Here is a 13,525-nt window from a genome sequence, read left to right on the forward strand (position 1 = left end):
GCTTGCTGTCGTCCCCGGCAGCCGCACAAGTGTCGCTCCAGGCACCCCGTCTGTCGAGGACACCGTAACCCCGCACGTCTTCGGCGAGCCGGGCAGCAGGTCAGAATGAGGCCCGTGGGAAGAAACGGAGCCCCTGTGACCTGGACCCTGGTGGTGCCGCTGAAGCCCTTGGCACGGGCCAAGACCAGGCTCTCCGACGCCGCGGGGGACGGCCCCCGGGCCTCGCTCGCCCTCGCGTTCGCCCAGGACACGGTGGGCGCGGCGCTGGCGAGCCGGTGGGTGCGGGAGGTGACCGTCGTCACCGACGACCCGCTCGCCGGACGTGAGCTGTCGGCCCTCGGCGCCCGGATCCTGCCCGACTCCCCGGGGCTCGGACTGAACGCGGCGCTGGCGCACGGCGCCCGCGCGGTCCGCGGGGAGCGCCCGCAGGCCGCCGTGGCGGCACTGAACGCCGATCTCCCGGCGCTGCGGACGGTGGAGCTCGACCTGGTGCTCGAGGCCGCCGCCGGCTTCTCACGCGCGTTTCTGGCGGACGCCGCGGGGGTGGGCACCACGCTGCTCTCGGCGGCACCGGGCGCCGAGCTGGCGCCCGCCTTCGGGGGCCCGTCGCGGGACCGGCACCGGGCGTCGGGGGCGCGGGAGATCGAGCTGGCGGGGGTGGACTCGGTGCGGCGCGACGTGGACACGGCCCGTGATCTGCGCGCGGCGGTGGCCCTGGGCGTGGGCGCCCACACCAGGGCTAGGCTGGCGGACATGCAGGGAACCGCCTATACGTACGACCCCGAGACCCGCGCCGGCAGCGTGCTGCTGGACGACGGCACCCCGCTGCCGTTCGACACCGCGGCCTTCGACGCCGGGGGGCTGCGGATGCTGCGCCCGGGGCAGCGGGTGCGGATCGAGGTGGAGGGCGAGGGCGAGCAGCGCCGGGTCGTCTTCGTCACGCTGCAGACGTTCTGAGCGCCGTAAGGCTCCGAGGCCCGAGGACGAATCCGGGCGCCACGGAGGTTCCGAGCGCGAACCCCTGGAATACCGGGCGCCGACAGCACCGCGGGCCGGGCTCCCTCGGGGAGCCCGGCCCGGCGCGGATGCGGTGGGGCGCCTGAGCGCCGCCGGCTAGCGCTTCCTGGCGGTGGTCTTCTTCGCGGTGGTCTTGCGGGCACTCGTCTTGCGCGCCGGGGCCTTCTTCGCGGTGGCCTTGGCGGGGGCCTTCTTGGCCGTGGTCTTCTTGGCTGGGGCCTTCTTGGCCGTGGTCTTCTTCGCGGGGGCCTTCTTGGCCGCCGCCTTCTTCGCGGGAGCCTTCTTCGCAGGAGCCTTCTTGGCGGTCGCCTTCTTGGCCGCGGCCTTCTTCGCCGCCGCCTGGAGGCTGCCCTTGGGGGCCTTCTTCACGGCGACCTCGCCGCCGCGCGGGAGCTTCTTGGAGCCGCTCACCAGATCCTTGAAGCCCTGACCGGGACGGAACCGGGGCACCGAGGTCTTCTTGACCCGCACGCGCTCCCCGGTCTGGGGGTTACGGGCGTACCGGGCGGGCCGTTCCACCTTCTCGAACGAACCGAATCCAGTGACCGAAACTCGCTCCCCGGAGACAACCGCCCGGACGATGGCGTCCAGGACGGCGTCTACGGCATCGGCGGCCTGCTGACGGCCGCCGACCTTGTCGGCAATCGCTTCTACGAGCTGCGCCTTGTTCACGTCTTCCCCTTCGGAGACATTGCCGGAATCAATGTGTTCAAGCCTTTTCGCACGTTAGGCAGATATATACCGCAAATCAAACACGAAACGGGCTAATCACCCTTGTGCCGCAACGCACTCGATCGTCACGGACTTCCGTCGGTGTCGGGATCTTCGGGGAAACGCCCCTCGTCGAGGTCGTTCATGAACCGCTCCAGACGCGTTGCCGCGTCTGCGAGATCGTGTTTCGCCGCTGAGGTCATGACCAGCAGCTTCCGGGACAGCGCCATCCGTACGCCCTCCGGGACTTGCAGTGCGCGCACCCTTGCGTGCGCTTCCTTGAGCCGGTCGGCGACGATGCCGTAGAGCTCGAGTTGGCCGTCGCGTTCCATGCACTGATTGTGCCATCTGAGGCGAGTTGTCGCTTCACGGGGCCTCAACATGCCGATGCGCCGCCGGTCAGAGGACCGGCGGCGCATCTTGCCAAACCCGCTCTGTACAGGGAGAACCGGGGGGTCAGACCTCCACGGTGCTGGGCTTGAAGGAGGGGCGACGCGCCTCGTACGAGGCGATCGATTCCTCCTCCCTGAGGGTGAGGCTGATGTCGTCCAGCCCCTCCAGGAGTCGCCACCGAGCGTTCTCGTCAAGCTCAAAATCAGCCGTGATGCCCTCGGCCCGAACCTGGCGCTCGACGAGGTCCACGGTGACCTCCGCGGCGGGGTCCGCCTCGACCAGCTTCCAGAGCCTGTCCACGGTCTCCTGCGGCAGGACGACGGTCAGCAGCCCGTTCTTGAGCGAGTTGCCCCGGAAGATGTCGGCGAAGCGGGCGGAGATGACGGCCTTGAAGCCGTAGTTCTGCAGCGCCCACACCGCGTGCTCGCGCGAGGAGCCGGTGCCGAAGTCGGGACCGGCCACCAGAACCGTTCCACCCTTGTGCTCGGCCTTGTTGAGCACGAACTCCGGGTCCTTGCGCCACGCCTCGAAGAGGCCGTCCTCGAAGCCGTCGCGGGTGACCTTCTTGAGCCAGTGCGCCGGGATGATCTGGTCCGTGTCCACATTGCTGCGGCGCAGCGGGACGGCCCGGCCGGTGTGCGTGGTGAATGCTTCCATGACTGCTCAGGCCCCCACGGGAGTCGATACGGCGGCGTCGGACAGGTCGGCGGGCGAGGCCAGATGGCCCAGCACCGCGGTGGCGGCGGCGACCTGCGGCGAGACCAGGTGGGTCCGGCCGCCCTTGCCCTGCCGGCCCTCGAAGTTGCGGTTGGACGTGGACGCCGACCGCTCACCGGGCGCGAGCTGGTCGGGGTTCATGCCCAGGCACATCGAGCAACCCGCGTGCCGCCATTCGGCCCCCGCGGCGGTGAACACCTTGTCCAGCCCCTCCTCGACGGCCTGGAGGGCGACCCGCACCGAGCCGGGGACCACCAACATCCGTACGCCGTCGGCCACCGCACGGCCGGACAGCACCGAGGCGGCGGAGCGCAGGTCCTCGATGCGCCCGTTGGTGCAGGAGCCGACGAAGACCGTGTCCACCTTGATGTCGCGCAGCGGCTGACCGGCCGTCAGACCCATGTACTCCAGGGCCTTCTCGGCGGCGAAGCTCTCGCTGGCGTCCTCGAAGGAGGCCGGGTCCGGGACCGACTCCGACAGCGGCGCGCCCTGGCCGGGGTTGGTGCCCCAGGTGACGAACGGGGCGAGTGCGGAGGCGTCGATGACGACCTCACGGTCGAAGACCGCGTCGTCGTCGCCGCGCAGGGTGCGCCAGTACGCGACGGCGGCGTCCCAGTCGGCGCCCTGGGGGGCGTGCGGGCGGCCCTCCAGATAGGCGAAGGTGGTCTCGTCCGGGGCGATCATGCCCGCGCGGGCGCCCGCCTCGATGGACATGTTGCACACGGTCATCCGGGCCTCCATCGAGAGCTTCTCGATGGCCGGGCCGCGGTACTCGATCACATAGCCCTGGCCGCCGCCGGTGCCGATCTTCGCGATGATCGCCAGGATCAGGTCCTTGGCGGTGACGCTCTCGGGCAGCTCGCCCTCGACGGTGATCGCCATGGTCTTGAACGGCGCGAGCGGCAGCGTCTGGGTGGCCAGCACATGCTCGACCTGGCTGGTGCCGATGCCGAACGCGAGCGCGCCGAAGGCGCCGTGGGTCGAGGTGTGGCTGTCACCGCAGACCACGGTCGTCCCCGGCTGGGTCAGTCCCAGCTGCGGTCCCACCACGTGGACGACGCCCTGCTCGACATCGCCGAGCGGGTGCAGCCGGACACCGAACTCCGCGCAGTTCTTGCGCAGCGTCTCCAACTGGGCGCGCGAGACGGGGTCCGCGATCGGCTTGTCGATGTCGAGGGTGGGGGTGTTGTGGTCCTCGGTCGCGAGGGTGAGATCGGTACGACGGACCGTGCGGCCGGCCTTGCGCAGGCCGTCGAACGCCTGCGGGCTGGTCACCTCGTGCAGCAGATGCAGATCGATGAAGAGCAGGTCAGGCTCGCCTTCGGCGCGCCGGACGACATGGTCGTCCCAGACCTTCTCCGCGAGTGTCCGTCCCATCGGTTTCCCTCCGGCCGGCGCCAGCGCCGGCCCAAACTCGAGTCGAGTGCGTGCCCTGGTCCGCGGGCCCGCCATTTACAGGGTGGCGGGTATCCCCGGAAATTGAACTTGCGTTTCACACTGTGAGACGTGAATATCGTCCCATGGACAACACTAGCGGTGTCGGCGTTCTCGACAAGGCGGCTCTGGTTCTGAGCGCCCTGGAGTCCGGTCCGGCCACCCTCGCCGGGCTGGTCGGGGCGACCGGCCTCGCCCGCCCCACGGCACACCGGCTGGCGGTGGCACTCGAGCACCACCGGATGGTGGCACGTGATATGCAGGGGCGCTTCATTCTGGGCCCCCGCCTGGCCGAGCTGGCGGCGGCCGCGGGCGAGGACCGGCTGCTCGCCACGGCCGGGCCCGTACTCACCCATCTCCGGGATGTGACCGGCGAGAGCGCGCAGCTCTACCGGCGCCAGGGAGACATGCGCATCTGCGTCGCCGCGGCCGAGCGGCTGTCCGGACTGCGGGACACCGTGCCGGTCGGCTCCACGCTCCCCATGAAGGCCGGCTCGGCCGCCCAGGTGCTGATGGCCTGGGAGGAGCCCGAGCGGCTGCACCGCGGACTCCAGGGGGCCCGCTTCACCGCCACGGCCCTGTCGGGCGTACGGCGGCGGGGCTGGGCCCAGTCGATCGGCGAGCGCGAGCCCGGCGTGGCGTCCGTCTCCGCGCCCGTTCGCGGCCCGTCCAACCGCGTGGTCGCCGCCGTCTCGGTCTCCGGACCGATCGAGCGGCTGACCCGCCACCCGGGGCGCATGCACGCCCAGGCGGTCATCGACGCGGCGGCACGCCTGACGGACGCCCTTCGCCGAGGAAATTGATGAGCGCCTTACGGCGCCCATGGCGCCCTCTTACGCCTTGTCCAGGCTCAGCCGGTCGGCCGCACGGTCTCCGCGGCGGCCGACCGGGACGACTCCGGTGGCCTTGCCCAGGCCGAATGCCGGCATGTTGATGTAGACCGCCTCGTGCGCCCCGGCCGGTACGACATAGGTCTCGTGCCAGAAGCCGACCTTACCCCGGCCCTCCCGCATCCGGCGGTTGAACGCCGCCCAGGCGGGACGGTGCTCCCCGTCCTGGGCCGAGGCGTACTCCAGCAGCCGCTCGTGAGAGTTCCAGTACTGGACGACGTAGAGCACCCGGGGCGGGCCGGCCAGCAGCTGATAGCCCAGCATCCCGCTCCCCTTGTCCCGCGACAGCTCGCGGAGCATCCGCGGCATCGCCTTGAAGACCGGCAGCCAGCTGCGCAGCGCGCGGAAGCGGTTGATGCGCATGCCGATCAGGAAGACGGTGACCTCCCCCTCGGCCTCGGCGGTCATGCGGCCGGCGAGCAGCTCGGCACCCATAGTGATCCCCTCGTTCCCCACGTCCGGGATAAACTTGGATAGCGGCGCTATCCAGCTCTTAGATAGTGCCACTCTCCAACGGGAAGGTGCAACAGGGATGCGACTGGCGGAGCTCAGCGAGCGCAGCGGAGTGCCCACCGCGACGATCAAGTACTACCTGCGCGAGCGGCTGCTGCCGCCGGGAGAGCGGATCACCGCCACCCAGGCCGAGTACGGCGAGGAGCACTTGCGCAGACTCCGGCTGGTGCGCTCGCTGATCCAGGTCGGCCGGATGCCGGTGGCCACGGCGCGCGAGGTGCTGGCGGCCGCCGAGGACGAGTCGCTCAGCCAGAACACCCGGATGGGAGCCGCGGTCTGGGCGCTGTCGCACGGCCCCGAGCCCGACGAGGACGATCCGCACGCCGCGCGCGCCCGTGCGCAGGTGGACACCGTGCTGCGGCGGATGGGCTGGTCCTACGGCCAGGAGCTGGGCGACACCTCGCCCGCCTACCGGATGCTGGTGGCGGCCATCGCCTCCCTTGACCGCCTGGGGTACCCCCATGACACCGAGCATCTGCTGGTGCACGCCCGGCTGGCGGACGAACTGGCCGTCGCCGACCTGGACCTGGTGGAGACCTACGACACCCCGCCCGAGCGGATCGAGGCGGTGGTGGCGCTGACGGTGCTCTACGAACCGGTGCTGCTCAGCCTGCGGCGGCTCGCGCAAACCGAGGAATCCGGCCGTCGCTTCAAGGAGTGACCGAAGGCCAAGGGCACGAAAAAGCCCTCCGCTGCCGCGGAGGGCTTTTCGCTGGTACCCCCGACCGGATTCGAACCGGCGCTACCGCCTTGAGAGGGCGGCGTGCTAGGCCGCTACACAACGGGGGCCTGAATCAGCACAGGTGCTGCGCTGGGCTACCAGGACTCGAACCTAGACTAAATGAACCAGAATCACTCGTGCTGCCAATTACACCATAGCCCATGGTATAGACCAGTACCCCCGACCGGATTCGAACCGGCGCTACCGCCTTGAGAGGGCGGCGTGCTAGGCCGCTACACAACGGGGGCTCTAGCGATCTCCGTCTTGCGAAGAGATCCGTACCCCCGACCGGATTCGAACCGGCGCTACTGCCTTGAGAGGGCAGCGTGCTAGGCCGCTACACAACGGGGGCTTGGTCCTGCTTTGATCAAGGGATCCACCGGACATCCGGGAGATCTCTTGCTGGGGTACCAGGACTCGAACCTAGACTAAGTGAACCAGAATCACTCGTGCTGCCAATTACACCATACCCCACCAAAACGCCACCCCCGTAAGGGGTTTTGTTTGGTTTGCGCCTCCGGTCCGGCCTCTCGGCGGCCCGTCCGGCGCAGGAAGAACATTACCCGATGGTGGACGGGCCACCAAAACGAGTATCACCGCGAGTGGCGCCGCCTCGCGGGCGCGGACGGCGCCTCACGCCCCTATCCGACCAGCTTCGCCAGCGCCGCGTCGACCCGGGCCAGCGTGCGCTCGCGGCCCAGGACCTCCAGGGACTCGAACAGCGGCAGCCCGACCGTGCGCCCGGTGACCGCGACACGCAGCGGCGCCTGGGCCTTGCCCAGCTTCAGGCCGTGCTCCTCACCGGCCGCGAGGACCGCGGCCTTCAGGGTCTCGGCGTCCCAGTCCGCCTCGGCGAGCCGGGTGCGGACCGAGGCCAGGAGCGCGTCCGCGCCCGGCTTCATCGCCTTGGTCCAGGACGCCTCGTCGGCCACCGGCTCGTCGAGGAAGAGGAAGTCCACGTTCGCGGTGATGTCGGACAGGACGGTGAGCCGGGTCTGGGCCAGCGGGGCCAGCGCCTCGAAGGCGGCCGCCTCGAAGGCGTCCGGGGCCCACGGCGCGTGCGGGGCCTTCAGCCAGGGCTCGCACGCCTCGATGAACGCCTTCACATCCAGCAGCCGGATGTGGTCCGCGTTGATCGCCTCGGCCTTCTTGAGGTCGAAGCGCGCCGGGTTGGCGTTCACCGCCGAGATGTCGAACGCCTCGACCATCTCCTCCAGCGAGAAGACGTCCCGGTCGGCGGAGAGCGACCAGCCCAGCAGGGAGAGGTAGTTGAGCAGCCCCTCGGGGAGGAAGCCGCGCTCCCGGTAGAGGTTCAGCGAGGCCTGCGGATCGCGCTTGGAGAGCTTCTTGTTGCCCTCGCCCATGACATACGGGAGGTGCCCGAAGGCGGGCACCGTGCCGCCGCCCACACCGATCTCGGCGAGTGCCCGGTAGAGCGCGATCTGCCGCGGGGTGGAGGAGAGCAGATCCTCGCCGCGCAGTACGTGCGTGATCTCCATCAGCGCGTCGTCGACGGGGTTGACGAGCGTGTAGAGGGGCGCGCCGTTGGCCCGCACGATCCCGTAGTCCGTGACGTTCTCGGGGGCGAAGGTCAGCTCACCGCGCACCAGGTCGGTGAAGGTGATCGGCTCGTCCGGCATCCGGAAGCGCACGATCGAGGCGCGCCCCTCGGCCTCGTACGCGGCGATCTGCTCGGCGGTCAGGGTCCGGCACTTCCCGTCGTAGCCGGAGGGCCGGCCGGCCTTGCGGGCCGCCTCGCGGCGCTCCTCCAGCTCCTCGGCGGTGCAGTAGCAGCGGTAGGCGTGGCCCGCCTCCAGCAGCTTCTCCGCGACCTCGCGGTAGAGGTCCATCCGCTGCGACTGGCGGTAGGGCGCGTGCGGACCGCCGACCTCGGGGCCCTCGTCCCAGTCGAAGCCCAGCCAGCGCATGGCGTCCAGCAGCTGGGTGTAGGACTCCTCGGAGTCGCGCGCGGCGTCGGTGTCCTCGATGCGGAACACCAGGGTGCCGCCGTGGTGACGGGCGAAGGCCCAGTTGAACAGGGCCGTGCGGACCAGGCCGACATGGGGGTTGCCGGTCGGCGAGGGACAGAAACGAACCCGCACGGGGGCGGAGGGGGATGCGCTAGCCACGCTTGATCACCTTGTTGGTGAGAGTGCCGATGCCTTCGATGGTGACGGCGACCTCGTCGCCGACGGAGAGCGGGCCGACGCCCGCCGGAGTGCCGGTGAGCACGACGTCGCCGGGGAGCAGCGTCATCGCCTCGGTGATGTGCACGATCAAGTCCTCGATCGGGCGCACCATCTCGCTCGTACGGCCGAGCTGACGCTGCTCACCGTTGACGGTGCACATGATGCCGAGGTCGCCGGCGCGCGTCAGGTCGATATCGGTCTCCACCCAGGGGCCAAGCGGGCAGGAGGCGTCGAAGCCCTTGGCCCGCGCCCACTGCTTCTCGCGCCGCTGTGCGTCGCGGGCCGTGATGTCGTTGCCGCAGGTGTAGCCGAGGATGACGTCCTGGACGCGGTCACGCGGAACCTCGCGGCACATCCGTCCGATGACCACGGCCAGCTCGGCCTCGTAGTGCACCTCGGAGGAGAAGGAGGGGTACGCGACGGGGTCGCCGGGGCCGACCACGGAGGTGGACGGCTTGAAGAAGACGACCGGGACGTCGGGGACCTCGTTGCCCAGCTCCGCCGCATGCTCGGCGTAGTTGCGCCCGATTCCGACGACCTTGTTCGGCAGGACGGGCGGCAGCAGCCGGACCTTGCTCAGGGGGACCTTCTGACCCGAGCGCTCGAATTCGGCGAAGGGGTGGCCCTTGATGATGTCGATGACGGGGCCGTCCGGATCGGACGGTTCGCCCTCCACCACGCCGAAGGCGACGTTGCCGTCGATGGAGAATCTGGCGATGCGCACGGGAAGCCTTGGCTCCTGACTGAACTCGCTGGAGACTGACGCCCCAGGCTATCGCTCCGCGTCCCGCGCGCCGCCGTCCCGCCTGCCGCCGGTGGCGGCGCCCACCACGGCCCGGGGGGTCAGTTGCCCGGGGTCTCGGTCAGCACGGTGCGCTTGGGGTTCGCGGTCCGGTGGGGCAGATCGACGCGGTGCTCCGGCTGCTCCTCGGACGCGCCGGTGTTCTCGACCTCCTCGGCGATGTCCCTGGCGTCCTTGAGCTCTTGGACGTCCTTGACATGGGCCAGGGTGGTGCGCCGCGGGTTGGCTATGGAGCGGAACATCATCGTCGTCTTCACTGGGGTGTACGCCTCGCTCTTGTCGTTCGTTCCGGCTGTGTAAAGCGTCAGGCTAGAGGCGGCCTTGCCCATCGATTCGCAGGAAAAGTCGCCGCCAGCATGTGATATTGCTCACGAACGATCAGGCAAATGCGACATAGAAGACAGTTACCCAATCGCGCTAAACGGACATCACATACCTGAACCTGACGTTCCGCTCTTGATCATCGCTAGCCGGACACTCGATTGCGGTATTCGATTCGTACACGAAAGTCCGTTATCGCCGACATGACTTTCTACGTCCCGTAATAAAGTCCGTACTGAGCGTCACGCGCATCACAGCCTTACCCATTGCCCTTGTTGCAGCATCCGGCACTGTGCTGGAATTCCCGGGACCGCCGCGGGAATCACCGGCGCGCACGGGGGCGCAACTGAGAGGCGCCGAGCGGCGGGGGGCTCCTCTTGTCGACACGAAAGGATGCGCGCCGGTCACTCACGACCGACAGGGGGGATCGCGGTCCCCCACGACTCGACACCGCTCCGCCGCTCAAGCCGGTGGGGCGCCTGGTCCAGAGGTTGCGACGCTAGTGCAGGGACGTTTCAAGAGGGATGGTATGGGGGCTCCCCAGGCCCGCCAGGGCCGAGGGGAAGCTTCGGCGGACCCGGAGCCGCGCGGCGCGACCGACCGCGGCTCCTCGCCCCAGCGCGCCCAGGGAAGCAACGGCAGGACACTGGGCGACCAGAGCCCCGAGGCCGGTGCGCAGAGCGCTACCCGGGTCAGTGCGCCCAGCGGCGGTAGTGGCGGCGGAGATGCCACGGAGCCGTCGGCCAAGGCGAAGCCCTCCGGCCCCACCGGGCCCGGCAATCGCATGGCCCTGCGCAACTGGCGCATCAGTACCCGACTGGTCTCCCTGCTCGCGCTCCCGGTGGTCGCCGCGACCACGCTGGGGGCACTGCGCATCGAGGGTTCGCTGGACAACATCCAGCAGCTGGACCAGATGAAGCTGCTCACCGAGATGACGCAGCAGGCCACCCAGCTGGCCAGCGCGCTCCAGGAGGAGCGCGACAAGTCGGCAGGCCCGCTGGCGGGCAAGGGCAACGACAAGGACGACCGGGTCGTCTCCACCCGCGAGGACACCAACCGCGCGATCGCGGCGTTCCGCGAGGCCACCCACCAGATCGACCCCGGTGACCAGTCGCTGGCCGGTGTGCAGTCCACGCTCGTCAACATCGACCGTCAGCTCGGCAAGATCAACGAGGTCCGGGACACGGCCTACGACAACAGCCAGTACTACTCGCTGACGGTCCAGAACTACAACGAGCTGATCAACTCGTTGCTGCTGCTCTCCCAGGACATGGCGCAGGCGACCAGCAACCGCGCGATGATCAACAACACCCGCGCGCTCGCCACCTTCTCCTCCGCGAAGGAGTACGCGTCCATCCAGCGCGCGCTCATCAGCGCCGCCCTCGCCGACCCCAAGGGCGCCGACTTCTCCGCCAACGACCGCCGCTTCGCCAGGACCGCGGTGGACAAGGAGAACGAGGCGCTCGGCCGCTTCAAGCAGATCCGCCAGGGCAACTCCGAGGACCTGCTCGAACCGCTGGACAGCCGCCCCGACATCAAGGCGGCGACCATGTACGCCGACCGCGCGGTGCGCGACCCCGAGGGGCTCAAGGCGGAGAAGCGGACCGATCTTGACTGGTACGACCAGGACAGTATCAAGATCGAAGAGATGGGCAAGATCGAGGAGACGCTGCTCAGCGAGATGCAGCAGAAGGCTCGTGAGCTCCGCGACTCCGCCCAGCAGGACGCGATCCTCAACGGTGCGCTGATCCTGCTGGTCCTCGGCGTCTCCCTGGTCGGCGCCTTCGTCGTCGCCCGCTCCATGGTCCGCTCGCTGCGCCGTCTCCAGGACACCGCGCAGGAGGTCTCCCAGAAGCGGCTGCCCGAACTGGTCAAGCAGCTCTCGGAGTCCGATCCGCAGGATGTGGACACCTCGGTCGAGTCCGTCGGTGTGCACAGCCGGGACGAGATCGGAAAGGTGGCCGCGGCCTTCGACGACGTGCACCGCGAGGCGGTCCGGCTCGCCGCCGAGCAGGCGCTGCTGCGGGGCAACGTCAACGCGATGTTCACCAACCTCTCGCGCCGCAGCCAGGGCCTCATCCAGCGCCAGCTCTCGCTCATCTCCGAGCTGGAGAGCCGCGAGGCCGACCCGGACCAGCTCTCCTCGCTGTTCAAGCTGGACCACCTCGCCACCCGTATGCGCCGTAACGGCGAGAACCTCCTGGTCCTCGCGGGCGAGGAGCCCGGCCGCCGGTGGACCCGTCCGGTGCCGCTGGTGGACGTGCTCCGCGCGGCCGCCTCCGAGGTGGAGCAGTACGAGCGCATCGAGCTCAGCTCGGTCCCGGCGACCGAGGTCGCCGGCCGGGTCGTCAACGACCTCGTCCACCTGCTCGCCGAGCTGCTGGAGAACGCCACCTCCTTCTCCTCGCCGCAGACCAAGGTCAAGGTCACCGGTCACGCGCTGCCCGACGGGCGGGTGCTGGTCGAGATCCACGACACCGGTATCGGGCTCTCGCCCGAGGACCTGGCGGCGATCAACGAGCGGCTGGCCTCCCCGCCCACCGTCGATGTGTCGGTCTCCCGGCGCATGGGCCTGTTCGTGGTCGGCCGCCTCTCGCTGCGCCACGGCATCCGCATCCAGCTCCGGCCGTCCGACTCGGGCGGTACGACGGCGCTGGTCATGCTGCCGGTCGATGTCGCCCAGGGCGGCCGGAAGCCGGCCCCGCAGGCCGCCGGCGGCCAGGACGGACCGGGTGCGGGCAACGGCGGCGCCCAGGGCGGCGGCGCGGGGCTGCTCGGCTCGGCGCCCTCGCGGCGCCAGGTCCCGGGCTCCGGTTCGCGCGCCGCGCTGCCGGGCAACGGCGGCGGCAGCGGACTGCCGACCCGGCCGGTCGGCGCGGGTGCGGGCCCCTCGGGCGGCGCCCCGTCCGGCGGCACCAACTTCTTCGAGGGCGGACGGCCTCCCGGACCCCGGACCAACGCCCCCTCCGGTCCCGGCGGTCAGGGCGGCCCCGGCGCCCCCTCCGGCCGTCGCCCGCTTCCGACGCGCGGCGAGAACCCGACCGTCGCCCCGCCGACCGGCGCCCCGGCCCGGGCCGACGGGGGCGACCAGGGCGGCCGCCCGCAGCTGCCCACCCGCGGCCCCGCGCCCGAGCTTCCGGCCCCCGCGCAGCCCGGCACCAGCTGGGGCGCGCGCCGCGCGTCCGGCGAGGACGACTGGCCGACCACTCCGCGCGACGCCGGGGACACCCCGCGCGGGCACGAGGAGTACGAGTCCACCGGCCAGTTCGCCCGTCCGGAGCTCGGCGGCCCGTCGGAGCGGCGCGATCCGTTCGGCAACCGCGGCCCCGGCGACACCGGCGAGCTGCCGCAGCTGACCGACGGCCCCAGCATGTTCGAGCCGCGCCGCGCGCCCAGCGGCCCGCAGGCCGGGCAGGGGCTGTCCGACACCGGCCAGTTCAACCGCCCCGACTACGGCCGCGGCCCGGGCGACACCGGCGAGTTCGCCCGTCCGGAGCTCGGCCAGGGCCCGGGCGACACCGGTGAGTACGCCCAGCCCCGGTTCGAGGACGCCGCCCCGCGCGGCGGCCGCGGCCCCGGCGACACGGGCGAGTTCCCGCGCCCGAACATGGGCGGTCCCGGCGACACCGGCGAATTCCCCCGCCCGGATATGAGCGGCACCGGCGAGTACGCGCTGCCCCAGGACTCCCAGGGCGAGTCCGACCGGCGCACGAACGACCCGCTGCCGCCCGCCGGTCCCGGCGACGGCCGTACGCCGATCTTCGACACCATCGAGTCGACCTGGCATCACCCCCAGGTCGTGGACCCCGGCAACTCG

General features: G+C 70.5%; 11 protein-coding genes, 5 tRNA genes and 1 pseudogene. 4 read left to right on the forward strand and 13 right to left on the reverse strand.

All coding sequences use genetic code 11. The features are described 5' to 3' along the window. Positions 1-135: 135 nt before the first annotated feature. Positions 136-750, forward strand: a pseudogene (gene cofC / locus GWI24_RS08040) (2-phospho-L-lactate guanylyltransferase); the annotation flags it as partial. A 363-nt stretch (positions 751-1,113) separates the two neighbouring features. Here cofC and GWI24_RS08045 read toward each other — a convergent pair. The 4 genes from GWI24_RS08045 to leuC form a co-directional block, all read right to left on the reverse strand. Continuing rightward, positions 1,114-1,689 (reverse strand): HU family DNA-binding protein, encoded by a 576-nt coding sequence (locus GWI24_RS08045; protein ID WP_210945202.1) that lies wholly within the window; start codon positions 1,687-1,689, stop codon positions 1,114-1,116. Positions 1,690-1,814: 125 nt separating this feature from the next. Then, entirely contained in the window at positions 1,815-2,060 is a 246-nt protein-coding gene (locus GWI24_RS08050) for a hypothetical protein (RefSeq protein ID WP_210945203.1), read from the reverse strand. Positions 2,061-2,184: 124 nt separating this feature from the next. Continuing rightward, entirely contained in the window at positions 2,185-2,778 is a 594-nt protein-coding gene (gene leuD / locus GWI24_RS08055; protein WP_210945204.1) for a 3-isopropylmalate dehydratase small subunit, read from the reverse strand. A 6-nt stretch (positions 2,779-2,784) separates the two neighbouring features. Beyond that, a complete protein-coding gene (leuC, locus tag GWI24_RS08060) occupies positions 2,785-4,215 on the reverse strand; it encodes a 3-isopropylmalate dehydratase large subunit (protein ID WP_210945205.1) in 1,431 nt (476 codons plus the stop codon). Positions 4,216-4,358: 143 nt separating this feature from the next. Here leuC and ndgR point away from each other — a divergent pair, with 143 nt between their 5' ends. Then, positions 4,359-5,075 carry an IclR family transcriptional regulator NdgR gene (gene ndgR, locus GWI24_RS08065; RefSeq protein WP_030834082.1) on the forward strand — a complete coding sequence of 239 codons (717 nt, stop codon included), beginning with the start codon at positions 4,359-4,361 and terminating at the stop codon, positions 5,073-5,075. A gap of 30 nt (positions 5,076-5,105) precedes the next feature. Here the strand turns inward: ndgR and GWI24_RS08070 are convergent, their stop codons facing one another. Further along, a complete protein-coding gene (locus GWI24_RS08070) occupies positions 5,106-5,597 on the reverse strand; it encodes a DUF4188 domain-containing protein (RefSeq protein ID WP_210945206.1) in 492 nt (163 codons plus the stop codon). A 97-nt stretch (positions 5,598-5,694) separates the two neighbouring features. On the opposite strand from GWI24_RS08070, the gene GWI24_RS08075 reads away from it, so the two are divergent. Beyond that, complete coding sequence (locus tag GWI24_RS08075) at positions 5,695-6,336, forward strand: MerR family transcriptional regulator (RefSeq protein ID WP_210945207.1); 642 nt, start codon at positions 5,695-5,697, stop codon at positions 6,334-6,336. Between the two features lie 52 nt (positions 6,337-6,388). On the opposite strand, the gene GWI24_RS08080 is transcribed toward GWI24_RS08075, so the two are convergent. From GWI24_RS08080 to GWI24_RS08115, 8 genes are all read right to left on the reverse strand, one after another. Then, a tRNA-Glu gene (locus GWI24_RS08080) sits at positions 6,389-6,464 on the reverse strand. 22 nt (positions 6,465-6,486) lie between these two features. Next, a tRNA-Gln gene (locus GWI24_RS08085) sits at positions 6,487-6,558 on the reverse strand. Between the two features lie 13 nt (positions 6,559-6,571). Beyond that, positions 6,572-6,644, reverse strand: a tRNA-Glu gene (locus GWI24_RS08090). Positions 6,645-6,675: 31 nt separating this feature from the next. Continuing rightward, a tRNA-Glu gene (locus GWI24_RS08095) sits at positions 6,676-6,748 on the reverse strand. Between the two features lie 50 nt (positions 6,749-6,798). Next, positions 6,799-6,870 (reverse strand) — tRNA-Gln (locus tag GWI24_RS08100). Between the two features lie 167 nt (positions 6,871-7,037). Next, positions 7,038-8,525, reverse strand: a complete 1,488-nt coding sequence (gltX, locus tag GWI24_RS08105) for a glutamate--tRNA ligase (RefSeq protein ID WP_210945208.1) — start codon at positions 8,523-8,525, stop codon at positions 7,038-7,040. Then, positions 8,518-9,309: a fumarylacetoacetate hydrolase family protein gene (locus tag GWI24_RS08110; RefSeq protein WP_201850930.1), complete on the reverse strand. Its 792-nt coding sequence runs from the start codon at positions 9,307-9,309 to the stop codon at positions 8,518-8,520. Before GWI24_RS08110 ends, gltX begins: the two co-directional genes overlap by 8 nt. Positions 9,310-9,428: 119 nt before the next feature. Continuing rightward, entirely contained in the window at positions 9,429-9,644 is a 216-nt protein-coding gene (locus GWI24_RS08115) for a hypothetical protein (RefSeq protein WP_210945209.1), read from the reverse strand. 593 nt (positions 9,645-10,237) lie between these two features. Here GWI24_RS08115 and GWI24_RS08120 point away from each other — a divergent pair. Beyond that, positions 10,238-13,525: nitrate- and nitrite sensing domain-containing protein (locus GWI24_RS08120; protein ID WP_247616051.1), on the forward strand; the 3,288-nt coding region annotated here is incomplete at its 3' end.

Source organism: Streptomyces sp. MK37H, assembly GCF_018035285.1.
Taxonomy (GTDB): Bacteria; Actinomycetota; Actinomycetes; order Streptomycetales; family Streptomycetaceae; genus Streptomyces; species Streptomyces endocoffeicus.

Bases quoted from the DNA above. Each gene is read 5' to 3' on its own strand.
- GWI24_RS08050 (WP_210945203.1), bottom strand. From the start codon at position 2,060: ATGGAACGCGACGGCCAACTCGAGCTCTACGGCATCGTCGCCGACCGG.
- leuD (WP_210945204.1), bottom strand. From the start codon at position 2,778: ATGGAAGCATTCACCACGCACACCGGCCGGGCCGTCCCGCTGCGCCGC.
- leuC (WP_210945205.1), bottom strand. From the start codon at position 4,215: ATGGGACGGACACTCGCGGAGAAGGTCTGGGACGACCATGTCGTCCGG.
- ndgR (WP_030834082.1), top strand. From the start codon at position 4,359: ATGGACAACACTAGCGGTGTCGGCGTTCTCGACAAGGCGGCTCTGGTT.
- GWI24_RS08070 (WP_210945206.1), bottom strand. From the start codon at position 5,597: ATGGGTGCCGAGCTGCTCGCCGGCCGCATGACCGCCGAGGCCGAGGGG.
- GWI24_RS08075 (WP_210945207.1), top strand. From the start codon at position 5,695: ATGCGACTGGCGGAGCTCAGCGAGCGCAGCGGAGTGCCCACCGCGACG.